Source organism: Pseudomonas sp. FW507-12TSA (assembly GCF_058781435.1).
The window spans coordinates 135,614-159,652 of the sequence record NZ_JBYSWT010000011.1 but is presented as its reverse complement, the minus strand read 5'-3'; the positions used below and the strand labels follow the sequence as shown (position 1 = coordinate 159,652).

At 66.7% G+C, this 24,039-nt stretch carries 11 protein-coding genes; 4 read left to right on the top strand and 7 right to left on the bottom strand.

Annotation, left to right across the window (positions count from 1 at the left end):
* Nucleotides 1-77 precede the first annotated feature (77 nt).
* Nucleotides 78-902, top strand: coding sequence for a class I SAM-dependent methyltransferase (locus AC3WK8_RS13055; RefSeq protein WP_053133010.1), 825 nt, complete (start codon nt 78-80; stop codon nt 900-902).
* Between the two features lie 64 nt (nt 903-966).
* On the opposite strand, the gene AC3WK8_RS13050 is transcribed toward AC3WK8_RS13055, so the two are convergent.
* The 4 genes from AC3WK8_RS13050 to AC3WK8_RS13035 form a co-directional block, all read right to left on the bottom strand.
* Nucleotides 967-1,191 carry an MbtH family protein gene (locus tag AC3WK8_RS13050; RefSeq protein WP_022639965.1) on the bottom strand — a complete coding sequence of 75 codons (225 nt, stop codon included), beginning with the start codon at nt 1,189-1,191 and terminating at the stop codon, nt 967-969.
* A gap of 82 nt (nt 1,192-1,273) precedes the next feature.
* On the bottom strand, nt 1,274-2,686 hold the full coding sequence (locus tag AC3WK8_RS13045; RefSeq protein WP_085596686.1) for an aspartate aminotransferase family protein: 1,413 nt from the start codon (nt 2,684-2,686) through the stop codon (nt 1,274-1,276).
* Nucleotides 2,687-2,856: 170 nt separating this feature from the next.
* Nucleotides 2,857-4,182, bottom strand: a complete 1,326-nt coding sequence (locus AC3WK8_RS13040) for an ATP-binding protein (RefSeq protein WP_103324960.1) — start codon at nt 4,180-4,182, stop codon at nt 2,857-2,859.
* Complete coding sequence (locus AC3WK8_RS13035; RefSeq protein ID WP_022639968.1) at nt 4,183-4,860, bottom strand: response regulator; 678 nt, start codon at nt 4,858-4,860, stop codon at nt 4,183-4,185.
* A 151-nt stretch (nt 4,861-5,011) separates the two neighbouring features.
* Here AC3WK8_RS13035 and dsbD point away from each other — a divergent pair, with 151 nt between their 5' ends.
* Genes dsbD through dsbG form a run of 3 tightly spaced genes read left to right on the top strand, consistent with a single transcriptional unit; the run spans nt 5,012 to nt 8,369 of the window.
* The gene (gene dsbD, locus AC3WK8_RS13030) at nt 5,012-6,763 is read left to right on the top strand and encodes a protein-disulfide reductase DsbD (protein ID WP_103324959.1); all 1,752 of its coding nucleotides are present in this window, start codon (nt 5,012-5,014) and stop codon (nt 6,761-6,763) included.
* Nucleotides 6,763-7,626 carry a TlpA disulfide reductase family protein gene (locus AC3WK8_RS13025; protein ID WP_022639971.1) on the top strand — a complete coding sequence of 288 codons (864 nt, stop codon included), beginning with the start codon at nt 6,763-6,765 and terminating at the stop codon, nt 7,624-7,626. The genes dsbD and AC3WK8_RS13025 overlap by 1 nt, the downstream gene beginning before the upstream one ends.
* Nucleotides 7,602-8,369: a thiol:disulfide interchange protein DsbG gene (gene dsbG, locus AC3WK8_RS13020; protein ID WP_103324958.1), complete on the top strand. Its 768-nt coding sequence runs from the start codon at nt 7,602-7,604 to the stop codon at nt 8,367-8,369. Before AC3WK8_RS13025 ends, dsbG begins: the two co-directional genes overlap by 25 nt.
* A 48-nt stretch (nt 8,370-8,417) precedes the next feature.
* Here the strand turns inward: dsbG and AC3WK8_RS13015 are convergent, their stop codons facing one another.
* The 3 genes from AC3WK8_RS13015 to AC3WK8_RS13005 form a co-directional block, all read right to left on the bottom strand.
* Nucleotides 8,418-9,467, bottom strand: a complete 1,050-nt coding sequence (locus AC3WK8_RS13015) for a hypothetical protein (RefSeq protein WP_103324957.1) — start codon at nt 9,465-9,467, stop codon at nt 8,418-8,420.
* A 54-nt stretch (nt 9,468-9,521) separates the two neighbouring features.
* Nucleotides 9,522-10,559, bottom strand: a complete 1,038-nt coding sequence (locus AC3WK8_RS13010; RefSeq protein WP_103324956.1) for a hypothetical protein — start codon at nt 10,557-10,559, stop codon at nt 9,522-9,524.
* A gap of 135 nt (nt 10,560-10,694) precedes the next feature.
* Complete coding sequence (locus tag AC3WK8_RS13005) at nt 10,695-23,726, bottom strand: non-ribosomal peptide synthetase (protein WP_103324955.1); 13,032 nt, start codon at nt 23,724-23,726, stop codon at nt 10,695-10,697.
* Nucleotides 23,727-24,039 lie beyond the last annotated feature (313 nt).

Here is a 24,039-nt window from a genome sequence, read left to right as displayed (position 1 = left end):
TACATATTTCCTCAAGATCGCGCTCATTTCCCGGTGCTAGTCTGCGCCTCGCCTAAATAGACGCCAGGAACAGCGCCATGAGCGATTACGTAAACCTCAACAAGACCAACTGGGACGAGCGCGCCCCCCTGCATGCCGCCTCGCCGGACTATTGCGTGCAGCGCTTCATCGACGACCCGCAATACCTCTCCGACGTGGTGCGTTTCGACCTGCCGCTGCTGGGGGATATCCGTGGCCTGCGCGGCGTGCACCTGCAATGCCATATCGGCACCGACACCCTGTCCCTGGCTCGCCTGGGCGCACAGATGAGCGGCCTGGACTTCTCCCCCGCTTCCCTCGCCGAGGCCCGTACCCTGGCCCAGCGCTGCGACACCGCCATCGATTACCACGAGTCGGATGTATTCAAGGCGGCCGAAGTGTTGCCGGCCGCCAGCTTCGACCTGGTCTACACCGGCATCGGCGCCCTGTGCTGGCTGCCGAGCATCGAGCAATGGGCCCGGACCGTGGGCGCGCTGCTCAAGCCCGGTGGCCGGCTGTTCATCCGCGAAGGGCACCCGATGCTCTGGGCGATCAACGAAGATCACAGCGATTCGCTACGGGTGGAACTGTCCTACTTCGAACGCAGCGAACCCTTGGTCTGGGATGACAGCAGTACTTACGTGGAGACCGACAAGGAGCTTGAGGCCACGGTCACCCACGAATGGAACCATGGCCTGGGCGAGATCATCAGCGCATTGCTGGGCCAGGGCTTGGAAATCACCGGTTTGGTGGAGCACCAGAGCATTCCATGGGAAGCCCTGCCCGGGCAGATGGAAGTCGACGAACACGGCGAATATCGACTCAAGCATGCACCCTGGCGCCTGCCGCTGAGCTACACCCTGCAGGCCGTCAAGCGAGCCTGAGCCCCAGGAACGAAAAAGCCCGCTGGACCGAACGTCCAGCGGGCTTTTTCATGGCAGCGACGGCTTAACCGGCAACCGCTTGCTGATCCATCTTCTGGCGCAGGCTCAAGGGGCGCATGTCGGTCCAGACTTCCTCTATATAGGCCAGGCAGTCTTTCTTGAAGCCGCTCTTGCCCACGGTGCGCCAGCCTTGCGGCACAGCCTTGTAGTCAGGCCAGATCGAGTATTGCTCTTCATGGTTGACCACTACCTGAAACAGGATGTCGTCGCGGTCGAATACGGAAGTCATTGCTTGTCTCCATCACTGAATGAGTGTCGGCGCGCCCAGGCGCGGCGATGGTGTAGAAGTAACGAACCAGGGCCGCGAAAAATTAGAGGCCGGCCACGGCGGCGGCCACCGCCTTGCTGAATATCTCCGCCACCTGGTCGATCTGCGCCGCGGTGATCACCAGCGGCGGCAGGAAGCGCACCACGCTGCCATGGCGCCCGCCCAGCTCCAGGATCAGCCCGCGCTTGAGGCACTCGCGCTGCACCAGCGGCGCCAGGCGTTGATGTTGCGGCGGATGCCCCAGGGCGTCCGGCGTACCTTGCGGGTCCACCAGTTCCACCCCCAGCATCAGGCCCCGGCCACGAACGTCGCCCAGTTGCGGGTAGTCGCGCTGCAGGATCAGCAGGTGCTCGCGCAGGCGCTCGCCCATGGCCGCCGCGTGTTCGGTCACCCGATGTTCCTTGAGATAGCGCATCACCGCGGAACCTGCGGCCATGGCCATCTGGTTGCCACGGAAGGTGCCGGCATGGGCGCCGGGCTGCCAGGTATCGAGCCAGTCGCGATAGACCATCACCGCCAGCGGCAAGCTGCCACCGATGGCCTTGGACAGCACCACCACATCCGGGATGATCCCGGCATGCTCGAAGGCGAACATCTTGCCGGTGCGTCCGAAACCGCTCTGGATCTCGTCGACGATCAGCGCCACCCCGGCCTTCTCGGTGATACGGCGCAGCCCGCGCAGCCATTCCAGGTCGGCCGGGATCACGCCCCCCTCGCCCTGTACCGTCTCCACGATCACCGCTGCCGGCAACGCCACGCCGGCTTCCGGATCGCAGAGCAGGTTCTCCAGGTAGTTCAGGTTGGCCTTGACCCCGGCGGCGCCACCGAGCCCGAACGGGCAACGATAGTCATAGGGGAACGGCAGGAACTGCACGCCGTTGTTCAACAGCCCGGCCAACGCCCGCTTGGGTCCCAGGCTGCCCATCAGGCTCAGCGAACCCTGGCTCATACCATGGTAGGCACCCTGGAACGACAGCACTGTACTGCGCCCGGTGGCGGTCCGGGTCAGCTTCAGGGCCGCTTCCACCGCATCGGTGCCGGTGGGGCCGCAGAACTGGATCTTGGCCTCGGCGGCCAGGGCCTCGGGCAACAGGCCGAACAGGTCCTGGACGAACTGGTCCTTGACCGGCGTGGTCAGGTCCAGGGTCAGCAGCGGCAGTTCATCGGCCAGTACCTGCTGGATCGCCGCGATCACCACCGGATGGTTGTGGCCCAGGGCCAGGGTCCCGGCACCGGCCAGGCAATCGATGAAGCGCCGTCCCTCGACATCCTCGACGTGGATACCGCTGGCGCGCTTGAGGGCCAGGGGGATGCGCCGCGGATAACTGCGGGCATTGGACTCCTGGCGATTCTGGCGAGCCAGCAGAGGCGACTCGTCGAACTGGTAGAGCGTCTCGGCCACCGGGGCGGCAAGCCCCACCGGCTGATCTTCCATAAGGCTGGTAACGGCTGACATCTGTGGAACCCTCACGCTGCAATTTGAGCAAAACGGCCACCGGCCGGATGCGCAGCCGAGAGGGGGTGCGCATTGACAGGTTTTCCTGTTCTGAAAACGCACCAGCAGCGTCGGGATTTACACCTTGGATCGGGGAAATTGCCCAAAGGCCCGTCCCGGGCCAGGTCGGCTCAAGCGGGCCGGGCAGGCAGGGTCAGTTCCACCCGCAGGCCATCGGGCTGGCTGTCGAAATGCAGCTCGCAGCCACAGCGCTGGACGATGGCCTGGACGATCGCCAGCCCCAGGCCGCAACCACTGCTCTGGCTGTCACGCCAGAAGCGTTGGGTCAGGTGCTGCAGGTCTGCCTCGGGAATCCCCGGGCCGTGGTCCCGTACCTGGAAACGCACACGGCCGGCGACCAGCTCCAGGTTCAGTTCCACCGGACATTCTTCGGGCGTATGGCGCAGGGCATTGTCCAGCAGGTTGCGCAAGGCGGCGATGGCCAGGGTCGAGGGCATATCCACCGCAGCGCCAGCCGCTGTCGGCTCCAGATTCAACTGGACCCGCTGGCGAGCGCCGACGACCGCGTCCTGGATCGCCAGGCGCGCCACCTGCTCCGCCGTGCACAGCACACCGTCATCGAACGACAGGCTGCCCTCGACGCGAGCCAGCAACAACAGCTGCTCCAGGGTCCGATGCATGCGATCGGCGCCCTCCTCGGCCCGGGCCAGAGCCTGGTCGTGGGTCGCGCCCTCGGTCATTCGCGCCACTTGCAGGTGGGTCTTGATCGCCGTCAGCGGGCTGCGCAGTTCATGGGCGGCATCGCCGGTCAGCCGCCGCTCGCGCTCGATGGTCCGGGCAATGCGCTGGAACAGCTGGTTCTGGGTCTCCAGCAGCGGGCGCAACTCGCTGGGCATGGGCTGGATCTGCAGCGGCTCCAGGGAGTCGGCGCTGCGCCGCATCAGGGCATCACGGATGCGGTTCAGCGGCGCCAGGCTCTGGCCGATCCCCAGCCACAACAGCCACAGGCACCCCAGCAGGGCCACGCCCACCGGCACCGAAGCCGCCAACAGGATCGACAAGTTCAGGGCCTCGCGCTCCACCTGGCGGTCGGCGGTGGTAATGCGCAGGTCGCCGCGCACCAGGGTGAAGGTGCGCCAGGGTGCGTCGTCGATCATCTGGTCGTGGAACCCCAGCTTCTCCGCTTCCAGCGGGTGATCGGGGGTGCTGTGGCTACGGGCCAGGATCTGTCCGCGCAGGGAGCTGACCTGGCAAGCCATGCCGCCGGGAATGCTCAGGGCACCACTGTCGATGTGATCGTGCGGGCCATGGGACGGTAATGCCGGCATCTGCTCCAAGAGGCCCGCGACCATTCGCGCCGAAGCCACCAGTCGCTGGTCCAGGGAAAACATCATCTGGTTGCGTAGATCACTGAGCATCCAGGCCGCGGCCAGGGTCCAGATCAGGATGAAGGCAGCGCCCAGGGTCACGCTCAGGCGCAGGCGCAGGCTCCTCACTTAGCGACTCTCCTCGCCATCCGCCGGCCCCAGGCGATAGCCCAGGCCCCGTACGGTCTCGACGATGCCATTGCCGAGCTTGCGCCGCAGGTGATGGATGTGCACGTTCAGGGCGTTGCTCTCCAGCTCGTCGTTGAAGCCATAGACACTGTCCTTGAGCTGCTCGCTGGACAGCACCCGGCCGCGGTTGTGCAGCAAGGCCTGGAGCAACGACTGCTCGCGCCGGGACAGGTCCACCGGCTGCCCACCGAGCAGGGTCTCGCGGGTGCTGGGGTCGTAGGTCAGGCGCCCGTGCTCGATCAGGTTGACGCTGCGCCCCGCCGCCCGGCGCAACAGGGTATGCAGGCGCGCCGCCAGTTCGCGCAGGTCGAAGGGCTTGAGCAGGTAGTCGTCGGCCCCGGCCTGCAGGCCGTCGACCCGGTCGGTCACCGCGTCCCGGGCGGTGAGGATCAGCACAGGGATCTCCAGGCCCTGCTGGCGCTGTTGCTTGAGCAGTTTCAGGCCATCTTCATCCGGCAGGCCAAGATCCAGTACCATCACGTCGAAATCGGCCACGCCGAGCATGGCCCGCGCCGCCGAAGCGGTGGCCACATGCTCGACCGTCAGGCCCTGGGCCGTGAGGCCGGCGACGATCCCGCTGGCGATCAGCTCATCATCTTCACAGACAAGTACGTGCATGGTCGGTCCTGTACAAAGGGCGTTGATTAAGCAAGCGGCGGATTAAGCGGACATTATGCCCGCCCGCCCCGGGCCACAAGGCGCGGTTTAATCATCGGTTAATCAGGGCCGGCCATTGTGCTCGCAACTTGCACCGGTTTAAGGCTTGACCATGCGTCGATTGTTCATCCTGTTGTTCATGCTGTTCACCACCCTGGCGCAAGCCGGCAACAATCCGTTCGAGGTCAAGCCCGACTTCCTGCCGGTGGGCCAGGCGTTCGTATTCAGCTCCGAGCGCCTGCCCTCGGGCGAGACCCAGCTGTTCTGGCAGATCGCCGACGGCTACTACCTGTACCAGAAACGCCTGAAGTTCGACGGCCTGCCACCGGAGCAGCAGCCGAGCCTGCCGGCGGGCGAAGCCCATAGCGACGAATTCTTCGGCGACCAGACCGTGTACCGCCAGGGCCTGGAGGTGAAGCTGCCGACAACCGCCACGGGCAAGGTCAAGCTGGGCTGGCAAGGCTGCGCCGACGCCGGCCTGTGCTACCCACCGCAAACCCTGGAAGTGGATCTGGGCGGAGCTCCGGTCGCAGCGGCCAACGCTAGCGCCCAGGGCAGCACCGCAGCGGCCCAAGACCAGTTGCTGGCCAACGACCTGCAACAGAAATCCTGGGGCCTGGGCCTGCTGGCGTTCTTCGGCTTCGGCCTGCTGCTGGCCTTCGCGCCCTGCTCGCTGCCGATGCTGCCGATCCTCGCCGGCATGGTGGTGGGCAGCGGCGCCAGCCCGCGCCGGGGCCTGGCCCTGGCTTCCAGCTATGTGCTGTGCATGGCCCTGGTTTACGCCGGCATGGGCGTGATCGCCGCCCTGCTGGGCAGCAACCTGCAGGCCTGGCTGCAGCAACCCTGGGTCCTGGGCAGCTTCGCCGCGTTGTTCGTGCTGCTGGCCTTGCCGATGTTCGGTTTCTTCGAATTGCAGATGCCGGCCTTCCTGCGCGATCGCCTGGAAGGCGCCAGCCGCCAGCGCCAGGGCGGCAGCCTGATCGGCTGCGGGGTCCTCGGCGCCCTGTCCGCGCTGCTGGTGGGCCCGTGCATGACCGCGCCCCTGGCCGGCGGCCTGCTGTATATCGCCCAGACCGGCAATGCCCTGTTTGGCGGCCTGGCGCTGTTCGCCCTGGGCCTGGGCATCGGCCTGCCGTTGTTGTTGCTGGTGACCCTGGGCAACCGCTTCCTGCCCAAGCCCGGCCCCTGGATGAACCTGCTCAAGGGCGTGTTCGGCATCCTTTTCCTCGGCACCGCCATCTACATGCTGCGGCCGGTGCTGAACGCCAGCCTGTGGATCGGCCTGTGGGGTGCCCTGGCCCTGGTACTGGCCTACTGCGCCTGGCAGCAACGGGCGATCGCCGGGCGCCTGCTGCACCTGTTCGGTGCCGGTGCGTTGCTGTTCGGCATCTGGGGCAGCGTGCTGCTGGTGGGCGCCGCCGGCGGCAGCGACGACTTGCTGCACCCGCTGAAGGTCTATAGCGGCGGCGCCCCCGCCAGCAACGCCAGTGCCCACGACGCCTTCATCACGGTCAAGACCCCTGCCGAGCTGCAAGGCGCCCTGGACAGCGCCCAGGCCCAGGGCCAGTGGGTGCTGCTGGACTACTACGCCGACTGGTGCGTGTCGTGCAAGATCATGGAGAAGACCGTATTCGGCCAATCCCAGATCCTCGAGGCCCTGAAGGACGTGCGCCTGCTGCGCCTGGACGTGACCCTGGATAATGCCGACGGCCGCGAACTGCTCGGCCGCTACAAGGTGCCGGGACCTCCCAGCATGCTGTGGATCGGCCCGGATGGCAGCGAGCGCCGCAGCCAGCGCATCACCGGCGAAGTGGATGCCGCGACCTTCCTGCAACGCTGGACCCAGACCCTGGAAGCCCGCTGATGCTGACCTTTACCATCGGCACCTTCGCCATCGCCCTCAACCACCTGCTGCTGATCAGCGCCCTGGCCCTGGCCACGCTGGTGGGCTGGCGCGTGGCCAAGCGCGGCGGTGACAACCCGGAGTCGGTGCTGTTCTCGCTGTTCCTGATCGGCATGCTCGCCGCCCGGGTCAGTTTCGTCATCGCCTACTGGAGGCACTACCGGGACGACCTGTGGATGACCATCGACCTGCGCGACGGCGGTTTCCTGGCCTGGCCCGGGGTGCTGGTCATGCTTCTGGCAGCCCTGGCCTGGGGCTGGAAGCGCCCGGCCCTGCGCCGCCCCCTGGGCGCCGGGATCGCCACCGGCCTGGCGTTCTGGCTGCTGGCGACCCTGTCCCTGAGCCTCTACGACCAGGGCACGCGCCTGCCGGAAGTGGCCCTGCGCAACGCCAACGGCGACACCGTGCAGCTCACCGACTACCAGGGCGGGCCGCTGGTGATCAACCTCTGGGCCACCTGGTGCCCACCTTGCCGACGGGAAATGCCGGTGCTGGAAAAAGCCCAGCAACAGCGCCCGGACCTGACCTTCCTGTTCGTCAACCAGGCCGAGAGCATGCAGAGCGTCGCCACCTTCCTGGCCACCCAGGAGCTGAACCTGGACAACGTACTGTTCGATGGCAGTGGCCGCCTGGGCAAGGCCGTGGGCTCCATGGCCCTGCCCACCACCCTGTTCTACAGCGCCGACGGCCGCCTGCTGGGCAGCCACCTCGGGGAACTCTCGGAGGCCAGCCTGGCCCGCGCCCTGGAGAACTTCGACGGCATCCATCCGACTCCGGTCGCCCCCTCAAGGAAACCCCCATGCCCTTCATCCGCCACCTGCTGAGCCTGTCCCTGGGCGCGGCACTGCTCAATGTCCCGCTGCTGCATGCCGAGGAACTGCCCGCGCCGATCCGCAAGATCGAAGCCAAGGGCGCCAAGATCATCGGCAGCTTCGACGCTCCGGCTGGCCTCAAGGGTTATGCCGCGCAGTACCAGAACCGCGGCATGACCCTGTACCTGACCGCCGATGGCCAGCACGTGCTGCTGGGCAACCTGTACGACGCCGACGGCAAGGACCTCAGCGCCGAACCGTTGCAGAAACTGGTCTATGCACCGATGGCCAAGGAAGTCTGGGGCAACCTGGAGAAAAGCGACTGGATCGCCGACGGCAAGGCCGATGCGCCACGTATCGTCTACCTGTTCAGCGACCCCAACTGCCCCTACTGCAACATGTTCTGGGAACAGGCCCGGCCCTGGGTCAAGGCCGGCAAGGTGCAACTGCGGCACATCATGGTCGGCATCATCCGCGAGGACAGCCCGGGCAAATCCGCCGCCCTGCTGGCCGCCAAGGACCCGAGCCAGGCCCTGCAGGATCACGAGAAGGCCGGCAAGGGCAGCAGCCTGAAACCCCTGCAAAGCATCCCCAAAGCGATCCAGGCCAAGCTCGACGCCAACATGAAGCTCATGGAGGAACTGGAGCTGTCGGCCACCCCGGCGATCTTCTACCTGGACGACAAAGGCGAGCTGCAACAACAGCAAGGCGCCCCGGCCCCGGGCAAGCTGGCGCAGATCCTGGGTCCCAAGTAATCAGCCAGAACACGCTGCGCCTGCGGGACTCGGCAACGGCGAGTGGGATCAATCATGCTCGGGGGCTTCGCGAGCCAGGATAGCGTCCAGCTCGCCAGCCTCCCCACGTTCCTCAAGAACACCCCTCACCTGATCGATCCACACTTGTTCCGAAGCGATCCCCGCCCACGACTGGCTACCGAAGCCGTGATATGGCCGGTCGTCGAAGGTGCTGATGAGCAGCTGGTTCAAGCGCGCAGTCTCCAGGTTCTTGCGCTGGATCTGCACCTGCAGCGCCCCCAGTACCTTCTGCTGCTCCTGCGGATTCGGGGCGTAGGCCGTCACCCGCGGCGAGCTGAGCACCAGGAACTGCGGCGGCAGGTTCTCATCGATGGCGGCCTGCAAACGGTAATGCCCGTCAAGAACCAGGTAGCTGTTCAGGCCGCTGACATACCACAACAGGATCGGCGGCAAGCTGCCTTCACGGGCCTTCTTGCGCCACCACTTCAGGCGCCCGGCCAGCGGATCGACGCCACGCAGGCCAACCACCGCGCCGCCCCCTTCCCAGAGTTCGACCCAACGCGCCGGGCCAGGCCGTTGGTTGTCGAGAATGTTGCGGCCGTCAATGGTCCACTGCGGCATATGGCTCAGGGCATCTTCGCCGCCTTTGAAGTACCACTGGTCGATGCCGCTGGGCAGTGATCGCCCATAGGGGTGGGCAGCAGGCTGCAGGGTCCGCACCAACCAATAGCCGGGGTAGAGAAAATCCGCTTGATGTCGCAGCAACTGCTGGACGAAAAACCGACTCCAGGCCTTGAGCCGCAGGGGCGGGGCGAGACGCGAATGTTGTTCCACCTGGGGCGAATCGATGGGCTCGACCAGGGTTTGCGGCAGTTGCCCAGGCAGCTGGTTGCGCACCAGCCACACCCCATAGAGACAGCGCGACATGGTGGCCCACAGCAGCGTCTGGCCTCCGACGACCAACTGCATGCGCCGGTTGTCGCCACTGAGCAGGCGCAGGTTCGGCTTGCCGTTGGCCGGGTGCCTGACGTCCACCCCAAGGCCGCTCCAATTGCCAGCCAGGTCCTCGATATCCCGCCAGAAAACCTGTTCCACCATCGTCCCTAATCCCCTGCCCTGTGGCGCGCGGGCGCGACTATAACAGAGGCCCCGTCAGCCACGCCGGGCAATCACTGCGTCCACCTCGCACTCAAGCCCCTGCCCGATCAGGCACTGGCGCACCTCATCGCACCACTGTTCCTGGGGTTCATTGCCGGCCCAGGCCTGGGTCGCGCTGACGTAGTGCGGCCGATCGTCGAAAGCCTGGATCAGCACCCGGTTGAGGTTCTCGGTACTCAAGGCCTTGTTGCGCGGCGCCGCATCGCCACGCTTGTGCAGCGAATCCATGACCCGTTGCCGATGCTCGAGGCTCGGCGTGAAGTCGCGCGCGCGGGTAGCACTGAGGACGATGAAGGACGGCGCGAGATTTTCCGCGATGGCGGCCTGCAAACGGTAGTGCCCATCGATCACCAGGTAGGACGCCAGTCCGCCGACGTACCACAACAGCACCGGTGGCAGGCTGCCCTCCCGGGCCTTCTTGCGCCACCACTTGAGCCGCCCCGCCAGTGGGTCGACGCGATGCAGGCCGATGAGCTTGCCGCCGCCGTGCCACCAGTCGATCCACTCCAGGGTCTGGGGTTGCAGATTGTCGAGAAAGTCCTCGCCATACAGGAACCAGCTGGGCACGTGGGTCAACGGGTCAACCCTCGAGGTGAAGCGCCATTTGTCCAGGCCGTGGCCGGTACTGGACGGTTCCGGTACCAGGCCCTGGGCCAGCCAATAGCCAGGGGTGAGGAAGTGCCGGGCACTGGCGCCCAGACGGCTGACGAAATAGCGGCTCCAGGCCTTGATCCGCAGCTCGGGCGCCAATGCCGCGTGCTGTTCGACGGTGGGTGAGTCGATGGGGGCGAGCAACCGGCATTCAGCGCCCTCGGCCAGCGGCTTGCGCACCAGCCAGACACCGCCATGGTCCCGGGCAATGGTGGCCCAGAACAGCGGTGTGTCGTGGTGCATCAGCTTGAACCGGGCATTGGCGCCGGTGCGCAGGTACAGCGGCGGCTTGTCCGTGGCGCCGGGTTCGACCTCGACGCCCAGGCCGCTCCAGCGGCCCAGGGTGTCTTCGATATCGTGCCAGTAAAGCTGCTCTGCCATGGTTCCGGTCCTTGAATGAAAACGCCCGGCGCAGGTGCTTGGACCTGGGCCGGGCGCGATCATAACAGAGGGCCTGAGGGGCTATTGGCCAACAGAACCTGGCTGGTCAGCGAACAAGGCCCCGTCACCCTTGGGTCACAAGCCCTCCAGCTCGGCCATGAGGTCGCTCAGGCGATCAACCTTCTCCTCGCTGATTTCATTGGCCTCCAGTCCGTCGATATAGGCCGCCAGCTCCTGCACCGTGCTGCATTCGAACATCGCCCGCAGTGGCACGTTGCGTTGCAGGGTCTTCTGTACCCGCGAGGCGATCTGGGTAGCCAGCAACGAGTGCCCGCCCAACTCGAAGAAGTTGTCGCGCACCCCCACTCGCTCCACCTTGAGCACTTCGGCCCAGATGTCCGCCAGGGTCTGCTCCAGCTCGCTGCTCGGGGCCAGGTAGTCCTGGCTCTGCAACTGGCCGATCTCCAGGGCCGGCAGGGCCTTGCGATCGAGCTTGCCGTTGGCGTTGAGCGGCAGGCGCGCAAGCCACAGCCAGTGCAGCGGCACCATGTACTCCGGCAACTCGGCGCGCAGGCGCGGCTTGATCCGCTCCAGGCGTTCGCTTTGCCCCAGGCCCGAATCGCTGGCGACCAGGTAGCCCACCAGGTGCTTGCCATTGACGCCCTCCTGCACCCCGACCGCGGCATCGCGCAGCTCCGGTTGTTCGTGCAGGCGCGCTTCGATCTCGCCCAGTTCGATGCGGTAGCCACGGATCTTCACCTGATGGTCGATCCGCCCGACGTACTCCAGCACGCCGTCGCTGCGCCGGCGTGCCAGGTCGCCGGTGCGGTACAGGCGTTCGCCCGCAGCACCGAACGGATGGGGCACGAAGGCTTGCACAGTGCGCAACGGGTCGCTGACGTAGCCACGGCCGACACCGGTACCGGCCACGCACAGCTCGCCCACCGCACCCAGGGGCACCAGCTCCAGGGCTTCGTCCATCAGGTACAACAGGTTGTTGTCGGTGGGCGTGCCGATGGGCAGGTAGCTGCCCCGGGTCGAGGCCAGGTCCACGCGGAAGAAGGCCACGTCGTCGGAGCACTCCGCCGGGCCGTAGGCGTTGACCAGGCCGATCTGTGGATAACGCAGCAGCCACTGGTGCGCCAGCTCCGGTGGCATGGCCTCGCCGGTGGGCAGCATCCAGCGCAGGCCGTCCAGGGCGATGGCATCCTGGGCCAGCATGCCCTGAATCAGCGACGGCACGCTCTCCAGCACGGTGATGCCCTGCTCCTGGACATGGGCCAGGAGCCCCTGGGGATCGTGGGCAATGGTGTTGGGCACGATGTCCACCCGAGCGCCGAACAGCGGCGCGGCAAGAAACTGCCAGACCGAGATATCGAAGCTCTGGGAGGCGGTCTGGGCGATCACATCGGCCTCGCTCAGTTGCAGGTACGGCACCTTGCTCAACTGGTTGTTGAGCATGCCGCGCTGCTCCACCATCACGCCCTTGGGCAGGCCGGTGGAACCGGAGGTGTAGATCACGTAGGCGAGGTTGTCCGCACGGCTGTAGCGTCCGGGATTGTCCTCGCGCCCAGCCCCGGCCTGGACTTCTTCCCAGACCAGCAAGCGCGGACGACCGGCGCAGCCGAACTCGTCCAGCAGGGCCTGGGCCTGTTCACGGCAAGCCCGGGTACAGACCAGGATCGGCGTGCGACTGAGCTCGATGATGCGGCCCAGGCGCTGGCCCGGCAGGCCCGGGTCCAGGGGCAGGTAGCCGGCCCCGGCCTTGAAGCTGCCGATGATCATGCCCAACAGCTCCAGGCCACGCTCGGCCAGCAGGGCCACCGGCTGGTCAAAATCCACGCCCTGGGCCACCAGGGCATGGCCCAGGCGGTTGCTGCGCAGGTTCAACTCGGCATAGCTATGGCTCTGTTCCAGGCAGCTGGCGGCGATACGCTGCGGATGCGCGGCCACCTGGGCCTCGAACAACTCCACGTAGCTGCGCTCCAGCGGGTACTGGTGCTGGCTCTGGTTGCAACCGGCCAGCAGGAAATCACGCTCCTCCTCGCCCAGCAACGGCAGCTCGGCCATGTCGCCATTAAAGCCCTGCACCAGCGCCAGCAGCAGGCGCTTGAACTCGCCCAGCATGCGCTCGATGGTCGCCTGCTCGAAGTAGCGCTGGTCATAGGACAGGTGCAGCCCCAGGTCGTCCCCCGGGTAGCAGACGGCCGTGATCGGGAAGTTGGTGTGGGTGCGGCCGGAGTCCGAACTGGCGTTCAGGCTCTGGGCCCGGTCCAGTACCGAGACCTCCACCGGGGCGTTCTCGAACACGAACAGGCTGTCGAACAGCGGCTGGCCCTTGGGCAGCTCGCTGGTTTCCTGGATCGCCACCAGTGGCAGGTACTCGTACTCGCGCAGCTGCATGTTGCTGTCCAGCAACTGGCCCAGCCATTGGCGCACGCTGCAACGCTGGCCATCCTCGGGCAGCTTGACCCGCAGGGCGATGCTGTTGATGAACAGGCCGACGGTGCGCTGCATCTGCGGCATGTCCACCGGCCGCCCGGCCACGGTGACCCCGAACAGCACGTCACGGTCGCCGCTCATGCGCCGCAGCACCAGGGCCCAGGCCGCCTGGGCGAAGGTGTTGACGGTCAACTGGTGCTGCTGCGCCAGCTCGCGCAATTGCGCACCGTCCCGTGGATCGAGCCGGGTGTAGCAGTCGCCGACGATCATGCCGCCGCTGTCGCCGGCATGCTCGCGCAGGAACGGCCGGTCGCTGGGGATCGGCGTGGTGCGTTCGAAGCCCGCGAGATTCTGCCGCCACCACTGGCGCGCCTCGGCCAGGCTCTGGTGTTGCAGCCAGCCGATGTAGTCGCGGTAGCGCGGCGGTACTGCCAACTGCGCCTCGCGGCCTTCGCCCAGGGCGGTGTAGATCTCGAAGAAGTCGTTCATCAACAACGAGCGGCACCAGGCATCGATGAGGATGTGGTGGTTGCTCATCATGAACCAGTAGCGCGCGGCGCCGACACGGATCAGCCGCAGGTGGAACGGCGCCTGGTTGAGCAGATCGAAACCGGCCTCGCGCTCGGCTTTGTGCAGGGCTTGCAGCCTGGCTTCTTGCTCGACCTCCTGTTCGGCCTCCGGCACATCGCTCCAGTCCAGGTACTCGATGGGGGTGCTGCCCGGCTTGTGGATAACCTGCAGCATGTCCTCGCCCACGTTCCAGCAGAACGAGGCGCGCAGGGCTTCATGCCGGGCCACCACGGCCTGCCAGGCCTGGGCGAAGCGCTCGGGGTCCAGTTCGCTGTTGATGCGGTAGCGGTCCTGCATGTAATAGAGGCCGGTGCCCGGCTCCAGCAGGGTGTGCAGCAACATGCCTTCCTGCATCGGCGTCAGCGGGTAGACATCCTCGATCTGCGCCGCCGGTACTGGCAGGGCATCGAGCTGGGCCTGGGTCAGGCGCGCCAGGGGGAAGTCCGACGGCGTCAAGCCACCGGCATCGTCCTTCAGGCAATGGGCGATCAGGCTCTGCAGCTCACCCAGGTAGGCCGCCGCCAACTCGGCGATCAGCTCGGAGTCGAAGCGCTCGGCACTGTAGGTCCAGCGCAGCACCAGTTCACCGCCGTAGACCTGGCTGTCGATGCTCAGCTCGTTGGGCAGCGGTGCCTCCAGGGCATGGGCCGGGCCGGCTGACTCGTCCAGCGGACGCAGCAGCGCATCGCTACCGAAGCTCTGGTCGAACTGCCCCAGGTAGTTGAAGGTCACCGGCGCCAGCGGCAGCGCCGCCAGGGCCGCTTGGCAGGCGTCATCGGCCAGGTAGCGCAGCACGCCATAGCCCAGGCCCTTGTGCGGCACACCGCGCAATTGCTCCTTGATGGCCTTGATCGAGGCGCCCTGCCCGGCGGCTTCTTCCACCTGCAACGGCGTCAGGCGCAGCGGATAGGCGCTGGTGAACCAGCCCACGGTGCGGGTCAGGTCGATCTCGTCGAACAATGCCTCGCGGCCGTGGCCTTCCAGTTGCACCAGTGCCGAAGGCTGTCCGCTCCAGCGGCACAGCACCCGGGCCAGGGCGGTGAGCAGCAGGTCGTTGACCTGGGTGCGATAGGCCGCCGGGGCCTGTTGCAGCAGTTGACGGGTGCGCTCGGCATCCAGGGTCACGCTGTGGCTGCGGGCATGCTGGTGTTGCTGGCCACCGTCCGGCTGCAACCCTGGCATTTGCGCTGCCGGGCCGGCCAGTTGCTGTTGCCACCAGGCCAGTTCCTCGCGCAGCGACTCACTGCCGGCGTAGGCCTGCAAGCGGCTCGACCAGTCGCGCAGGGCACTGGTCTTGGCCGGCAACTGCACGGCCTGGCCGGCCTCCAGCTGGCGATAGACGTTCTGCAGATCCTCCAGCAGAACCCGCCAGGACACGCCGTCCACCACCAGATGGTGGATGGCCAGCAGCAGCCGTTGCTCACCCTCCGGACCGTCCACCAGCACCGCACGCAGCAGCGGCCCATGCTCCAGGTCGAGGCTGTGCTGGGCATCGGCGAACAAGGTTTCGCAGGTGGCCATGGACGGCACCCGTACCTGCCACAGCAACGGCGCATCGGACAGCGGCAAGTACTCGGCGCGCCATTGTTCGTTGCCCTGGTTGAAGCGCAGGCGCAGGGCGTCGTGTTGTTCCACCACCGCCAGCAGTGCCTGCTCCAGGCGCTGGGCATCCAGGGGCGCCACCGGCTCCAGCAGCAGCGCCTGGTTCCAGTGTTGCGGCTGCGGGATGCGGCTATCGAAGAACCAATGCTGGATCGGGGTCAGCGGCGCCTCGCCGCTGAGCAGTCCTTGCTCGGCGCTGATGCGCTGGCTGCGGCTGGCCACCCGCGCCAGGGTTTGCACGGTCTGGTGCTGGAACAGGTCACGCGGGGTGAAATGGATGCCCAACTGGCGCGCACGGCTGACCACCTGGATCGACAGGATCGAATCGCCGCCCAGTTCGAAGAAGTTGTCGTTGAGGCCGACCTGCTGCACGTTCAGCACATCGCACCAGATACGCGCCAGGCTCTGCTCCAGCTCGTTGCTCGGGGCCACGTACTGCTGGCGATTGAGCTCCGGATCCGGCACCGGCAAGGCCCGGCGATCGAGCTTGCCGTTGGCGGTCAGCGGCATGCTGGACAGCAGGATCAGGTGAGTCGGCACCATGTAGTCCGGCAACTGGGTCTTCAATTGCTGCTTGAGGGCTTCGCGCAGATTGGCCTGCGCCACCTCGTTGTGTCCCGCGACCTCGGTCACCAGGTAACCCGCCAGTTGCTTGCCCGATGGCGCCTCCAGCGCCAGCACCACCGCTTCGCGTACCGCAGGATGATCCAGCAAGCGGGATTCGATTTCCCCCAACTCGATACGGAAGCCGCGGATCTTCACCTGATGGTCGACCCGGCCGATGTATTCCACCTGGCCGTCGGCGCACTGGCGCACCAGGTCGCCGGTGCGATACAGGCGACCGCCAGCGCCGCTGAACGGGTCGGCGACGAAACGCTCGGCACTGAGGCCCGGGCGACGATGGTAGCCCTGGGCCAGGCCCGCGCCGCCGACATACAACTCACCGGTCGCGCCTTGGGGCACCAGCGCCAGGTCGGCATCGAGGATATAGGCCACCCGCGCGCCGACGATGCTGCCGATGGGCACGCTGGCCACGCCTTCGGCCAACTGCTCCGGCGCCAGGCTGGCCAATGGCATGACCACGGTTTCGGTCGGACCGTAGGCATTGAAGAACAGGCTCGGTTGGAAGGCCGCGCGAATGCGTTGCAGGTGCTCGCCAGTCAAAGCTTCGCCACCGGTAATGCACATGCGTACCGCCAGGGTTTGCTGCTGGGTCGCCAGGTGCTGGGCCAGTTGGCTGCCATAGCTGGGGGTGAAGCCCAGGATGCTGACCCGATGCTGGCGGATCAGCTGGCAGATTTCCTCGGCGTCCCACTGGCCCTGGGCCCGCAACACTACCTGGGCACCGCTGAGCAGCGGCACCAGCAAGCGCTCGGTAGCGGCATCGAAATTGATGGAATAGAAGTGCAGTTCGCAATCGTCGGCACGCATGCCGAACCGGCGGATCACCGCCTGGCAATGCATGGCAATTTCCCCATGGGACACCACCACGCCCTTGGGCAGGCCGGTGGAACCGGAGGTGTAGATCAGGTAGGCCTGGTGTTGCGGCAGGCTGACCAAGGGCAATTCGCTGGCCGGGTAGTCGGCCAGCAGCGCGCCGTCCTCCTCCAGGCACCAGCGCGCCACGCCTGCCGGCAGTTCGCCGAGGGCCTGGAACATCCGCGCATCGCTGAGCAGCAGGCCGATGCCGCTGTCCTCGATCATGTAGTGCAGGCGATCCAGGGGGTATTCCGGGTCCAGCGGCACATAGGCGCCGCCGGCCTTGAGGATCGCCAGCAGGCCGATCACCATCTCCAGCGAGCGCTCCAGCGCCAGGCCGACCCGCACCTGCGGGCCCACCCCTCGTTCGCGGAGCATCCAGGCCAGGCGATTGGTGCGGCTGTCCAGTTCGCTGTAGCTCAGGGTCTGGCCGGCGAAGGTCAGTGCCGGGGCATCCTGGCGTGCCCGGGCCTGCTGGCTGAACAACTGCTGGATGCATTGGTCCAGGCGCTGCTCGCCGGCTTCGCTGCCCAGGCTATCGAGCAGCTGACGCTGCTCGTCCGGCTGCAGCAATGGCAGTTCGCACAGGCGCTGTGCCGGATCGCCCAGCAACGCCTCCAGCAGGTTGCGCCAGTGGGCAGCCATGCGCGCGATGCGCGGCTCGTCGAACAGGTCGGTGCTGTAGGTCAGGCAGCAGCCCAGGCGCTGGTCCAGGTCGGTGACTTCCAGGTTGAGGTCGAACTTGGTGGCCCGGGCATCGTTGACCAGGTACTCCACGGTCATGCCCGCCAGTTGCCGGCTCTGCTGGAACTCCCAACGCTGGACGTTGCACATCACCTGGAACAGCGGGTTGTAGGCGGCGCTGCGCGGTGGTTGCAGGGCTTCCACCAGATGGTCGAACGGCAGGTCCTGGTGGGACTGGCCCTCGATCACCGTCTGGCGTACCTGCTCCAGCAACTGGCCGACGCTCATCTGTCCATCCAGTTGGCAGCGCAGCACCTGGGTATTGAGGAAGGCGCCGATCAGGCCTTCGCTTTCCGGGCGGATGCGGTTGGCCACTGGCGCGCCGATGCGCAGGTCGGTCTGGCCGCTGTAGCGATACAGCAGCACCGACAGGGCGGCGGTCATGGTCATGAACAGGGTCAGGCCGTGCTCGGCATTGAAGGCCCGGACCCGGGCCGCCAGTGCGTCGCCAAGGTCGAAGCGATAGAGCTCGCCCTGGTGGCTCTGCACCGCCGGCCGTGGCCGGTCGCTGGGCAGCTCCAGCAATGGATGCTCACGGCCCAGTTGTTCTGTCCAGTAGTCCAGCTGGCGCTGGCGCTCGCCGGATTCCAGCCATTGGCGCTGCCACACGCTGTAGTCCAGGTACTGCACCGGCAGCGGCTCCAGGGGCGAATCGCGATCGTCGAGGAAGGCTTCGTACAGCGCTCCCAACTCACGGGCGAAGATGTCCATGGCCCAGCCTTCGGTCACGATGTGGTGCAGGGTCAGGACGAAGTAGTGTTCCTGATCGCCGGCCTTGACCAGGCAGGCCCGCAGCAAAGGGCCGGTTTCCAGGTCGAAGGGCTGGTGCGCCTCGCTGTCCGCCAGCTGCTGCAGGCGGTGTTGCCGCGCCTCGGGGGCCAGGGCCGAGAAATCCTTCCAGGCCATGCGCAGGCCGGTATCGGCATGCACCTGTTGGCGGGCCACGCCGTTGACGCTGGGGAAGGTGGTGCGCAGGGTTTCGTGGCGCAGGATCAGCGCTTGCAAGGCCGCCTCGAAACGCCCGACATCCAGCACACCGCTCAGCCGCGCCATGCCGCCGACGTTATAGGCCGGGCTGTCCGGCTCCATCTGCCAGAGGAACCACATGCGCTGCTGGGAATAGGACAGCGGCACCGGTTGGCTGCGATCGACCTGGGCGATCGGCGGCTGCTGGTTGTGCGCCCCGGTCTCCTGGATCAGTCGCACTTGTTCGGCAAAGGTCCCCAGCTCGCTGGCTTCGAACAGCACGCGCAGGGGCAGCTCCACATCACAGGCCTGGCGAGTGCGGGAAATGATCTGGGTGGCCAGCAACGAATGGCCGCCCAGGGCGAAGAAATCGTCCGTCAGGCCGATGCGCGGCTGGCCCAGCACCTCGCGCCAGATAGCCGCGATCTGCTGCTCCAGCTCGGTGCCGGGCTCCACATGCTCGCGCACCTGCCATTGCGGCTCGGGCAGCGCCCGCCGATCCAGCTTGCCACTGGGGCTCAGGGGCATGGACTCAAGGCGCACCAGCTGCGCCGGTACCATGTATTCGGGCAGCTCGGCGGCCAGGGCGGTTTTCAGGCGCGCGCTCTGCTGTTGTTCATCTTCATCGTCGGCATGGGCCGTGTAGTAGCCGATCAACTGCGCGCCGGCCTGGGTCTTACGCACCAGCACCGCGGCCTGGGCCACGCCGTCCTGGGCGAGCAGGCGCGCTTCGATCTCCTGGGGCTCGACCCGGAAGCCCCGCAGCTTGACCTGCTGGTCGAGACGACCGAGGTATTCCAGCACCCCATCGGCGCACCAGCGCACCCGGTCACCGGTGCGGTACAGGCGCGCGCCCTCCTCGCTCAACGGGTCCACCACAAAGCGTTCGGCAGTCAGGGCCGCACGCCCCAGGTAGCCCCGGGCCAGGCCCTGGCCGCTGATGCACAGCTCGCCGGGCACTCCAGCCGGCAGCACGTTGAGTTCGGCGTCCAGCACACGGCAGATCACATTCCCCAAGGGACGACCGATGGGCGAACGCTCGCCGTCAGCCACCGCGCAGTGCCAGTGGGTGACGTTGATCGCGGTTTCGGTCGGGCCATAGCGGTTGTGCAGTTGCACGCCCGGCAGTTGCTCCAGCAGGCGGTTGCGCAACTCGGCGGGCAAGGCTTCGCCACCGGAAAACACCCGGCGCAGGCTATGGCAGCCGGCGCTGAGCGGCTCGTCGACGAACAGCTGCAACAGCGGTGGGACAAAGTGCAGCGTGGTCACGCCGTGCTCCTGCACCAACTGGGCGATACGGTGCGGGTCGCGATGCTCGCCGGGAGCGGCAATGAGCAAGCGGCAGCCGGTGATCAGCGGCCAGAAGCATTCCCATACCGATACGTCGAAGCTGATCGGGGCTTTTTGCATCAGCACGTCATCAGCCTGCAACTGGTAGCTGTCCTGCATCCATTGCAGGCGCTCCATCAGCGCGGCGTGGGTATTGCCGACGCCCTTGGGTTGGCCGGTGGAACCGGAGGTGTAGATCACATAGGCCAGGTTGTCGCCATGCAGGTGCAGGCCCGGGGCCTGGCTCGGCCAGTTGTCGAGCTTGAGGCTGTCCATGGCGATGGCGCTGACACCAGCAGTGACCGGCATGCGCTCGAGCAGGTGGGTCTGGGTCAGCAGCAGCTCGACACCGCTGTCGCCGAGCATGTAGGCCAGGCGCTCGGCGGGGTAGTCCGGGTCCAGGGGTACATAAGCGCCGCCGGCCTTGACGATGGCCAGCAGGCCGATCAGCAGTTGCGACGAACGCTCGGCGGCGATGGCCACGCACACGTCGGGGCCGACGCCCTTGTCCCGCAGATAGTGGGCCAGGCGGTTGGCCTGGATATGCAGCTCGGCAAAACTCAACTGGCCACCTTCCCACACCAGCGCGGTGCGTTCCGGGGTCAGCTGCCATTGTTCATGCAGCCGTTCCGGCAGCCAGCGCTCGGCCGGCGCACAGGGAGCCACGCTCCACTGCTGCAGTTGCACGGCCTGTGCCTGGCTCAAGAGCGGCAGGTCGCCCAGGGCCGCCTCAGGTTGCTGGCAGGCGTGTTCCAACAGACTGATGAAGTGTCCGGCCAGGCGCTCGATGGTCGCCGCCTCGAACAGCTCGTCGGCGTAGTCGAAGGCCAGGCTCAGGCGTCCGTTGCGATCTTCCTCGGTGTGCAGTTGCAGGTCGAACTTGGCCTCGCGGCTGTGCCACGGCAGCTCTTCGGCCAGCAACCCGGGCAGGCGACGCAGGGCACTGAGGTCGCGTTGCTGGTGGTTGAACATGACCTGGAACAGGCCTTGCTCGCGGGCCTCGGGGAAGGCTTCCAGCAGTTGTTCGAACGGCAGGTCCTGGTTGGCCTGGGCGCCCAGGGCTGCCTGGCGAACCTGTTGCAGCAGCTCGGCGAAGGACTGGCGCCCATGCAACTGGCCGCGCAGGACCTGGGTGTTGATGAAGAAGCCCAGCAGGCCCTGGGTTTCCAGGCGCGGGCGGTTGGCATTGGGCACCCCGACGCGGATATCGCCCTGGCCGGTGTAGCGGTACAGCAGGGTCTGGAAGGCTGCCAGCAGCAGCATGAATGGCGTCACCTGCTGGGCCTGGGCCGCCTGGCGCACGGCCTCGCTGAGGCTCGCGCTCAAGCGCTGGCCGTGGCGCGCGGCGCTGTGCCGGACCTGGGCCGAGCGTGGATGATCGGTGGCCAGGCTCAGGGCTGGGACTTCATCGGCCAGCTGCTGCTTCCAGTAATCCAGCTGGCGCTGGCCTTCGCCCTGGGCCAGCCATTGGCGCTGCCAACTGCCATAGTCGGCGTATTGCAGGGCCAGTGGCGCCAGCTCCAGGGCCTGGCCTTGGGCGAAGGCCGCATACAGGCGCGAGAACTCGTCGATCAGCAGGTTCAGCGACCAGCCGTCGGCAATGATGTGATGCAGGGTCAGCAACAGTTGATGTTCTTCATCATCCAGGCGCACCAGGGTCGCCCAGTACAGGGGGCCCTTCTCCAGGTCGAACTGGGTGCGGGCCTCATCCTCGCGGATCTGCCGGGCCCGGGCTTCGCGTTCGGCCGGTGGCAGGTCGCTGATATCGATCAGTTGCAGGTTGAATTCGCAGGGCTCATCCACTTGTTGCAGGGCTTGGCCGTCCCGTTCGAAGAAACGCGTGCGCAGGGCTTCGTGGCGCTGGAGCAGTTGCTGGAAGCTGGCGCGCAGGGCGTCCTCGTCCAGTTCGCCACGCAAGCGCAGGCCACCGGGAATGTTGTAGGCGCTGCTGCATGGGTCCAGCTGCCAGGTGATCCACAGGCGGTTCTGGGCCAGGGATTGCGGCAACGGCTGCTGGCGCGACAGGGCGTTGATCGCGCCCTGGGCTGTGCCACCGTCCTGCTGCAAGCGCGCGACCTGGGCAGTGAACGCCGCCAGGGTCGGGGCCTCGAACAACAGGCGCAGCCCCAGTTCCAGGCCCAGCTCCTGGCTCAGGCGGGCCATGACCTGGGTGGCGGCGATGGAGTTGCCGCCCAGCAGGAAGAAGTGATCGTCGGCAGCCACCGCAGCGCATTGCAATTGCTCCTGCCAGATACGCCCGATCAGGGCCTGCAACTCATTGCCTGGAGCTTCGCCGGTGGCGTCCTGGCTCGGCGTCGAGGCATCCGGGAACAGCGCGTAGTAGTCCAGGCTGCCATCGGCCAGGCGGGTACGGCAGGCCGAGCGTTGCAGCTTGCCGCTGGAAGTCTTGGGCAAGGCCCCGGGGTTGAGCAGTACCACCACGCTGGGCGCTTCCTGGCAGGCCTCGGCGACCGCCTGGCGAATGGCCTTGATCAGTGCCTCGGGCGGCAGGATCTTCTGCACGCTGCGGCTGATTTCCGCGGCGATGCCAATGCCTTCCTGGCCCTGGTCGGTGACGGCGAAGGCCGCCACCCGGCCTTTGCGCACCACTTCCACTTCGCGCTCGATGGTCTTCTCGATGTCCTGGGGATACAGGTTGTGCCCACGCACGATCAGCAGGTCCTTCAGGCGCCCGGTGATGTACAGCTGGCCATCGCGCATGAAACCCAGGTCGCCGGTGCGCAACCAGGTACGGCCGGCGTGCTGGACGAAGGTCTTGGCGGTCGCTTCGGGATTGCGCCAGTAGCCATGGGCGATGCTCGGTCCGGCGGCCCAGACCTCGCCGATGCGATTGTCCGGCAGCTCGTGAAGCTGCTGCGGATCCATCAACAGCACCGCGTGTTCCGGCTGGCTGAAGCCGCAGCTCATCATCGCGCTGCCCTGCCCCGGTTCGGCACGGTTCTGCGCCAGGGCCTGCTCGTCCAGGTGCAAGGCCGGGATGCCCTGGCCGCGCACGCCACCGGCGACGAACAGTGTGGCTTCGGCCAGGCCATAGGACGCCAGGAAGTTATCGGCACTGAAACCGCAGGCACCGAACTTCTCGGCAAAGCGCTCCAGGGTGTCCAGGCGGATCGGCTCCGAACCGGAATAGGCCACGCGCCAGCCGCTCAGGTCGAGGCGCTCCAGGGCCGACTCACTGACCCGTTCGCTGCACAGGCGGTAGGCGAAGTCCGGGCCGCCACTGATGGTGCCGCCGTATTCGCTGATGGCTTCCAGCCAACGCAGGGGCCGGGCCAGGAAGTAGGCCGGGGACATGAGCACGCAGGGCACGCCACTGAAGATCGGTTGCAGCAGGCCGCCGATCAGGCCCATGTCGTGGTACAGCGGCAACCAGCTGACGATCACGTCGTCCGGATTGAGGTCGATGCCGAAGCCACGGCGGATCAGCATCTCGTTGGCCACCAGGTTGCCGTGGCTGACTTGCACGCCCTTGGGCAAGGCCGTGGAGCCGGAGGTGTATTGCAAGAAGGCGATGTCATCGTCCGCCAGCTCGACGCTCTGCCAGCCCTCGGCCAGGGCGCTGTCCAGGGTATCGACGCACAACAGTTGCGGTGCACCCTCGGCCTTGAGCTCGTCCATTTGCAACAGCGCCTCACGCAGCCCGGCGCTGGTCAGCAGCAGCCGTGGCTCGGCGTCGGCCATGATCGAGATCAGCCGTTCCTGGTGATGGCGCCGGGCCGACTCTGGCGGGTAGGCCGGCACCGCGATCACCCCGGCATACAGGCAGCCGAAAAACGCCGCGACGTAGTCCGGGCCACTGGGGAACAGCAGCACCGCCCGGTCGCCGAACTCGGCATTGGCCTGCAAGGCCGCGGCGATGGTGCGCGCCCGCAGGTCCAGGTCCCGGTAGCTGAGGACCACGCTCTGCTCCTGTTCTTCGGCGAGAAAGCGCAGCGCCACTTGATCAGGGGCCAGGACCGCCCGGCGTTGAAGGGCTTGGGCCAGGGTGCTGGGGAGTTCGAACGCGTCCGTCATGGGGTTTCCTGCCAGGATTGTGCATGCAATGGAGATCGGGCCCTGCGCTGCCGTGCCCTGTTGACCATCGACGGATCGAAAGGTCATGCGTGGGCCGCGGGCATCCGGAGGGCGCCGTGGCCGGGTCTGCTACCCGGAATCTTTCTCCAATGGGAACGGATGACGCCTGAAAATAATTAGCTGCTGGCGCCGTTTGCCGCCGGGCGTCTGCCCCGGGGCTTGCACGGCTTCGTCGCGCGCTGTCACCAAACGGGAACAGACCCTGCGGCATGCTGCCTGGCAAGCCCTGCTCAGGACCGCTAATGCGCGCCCG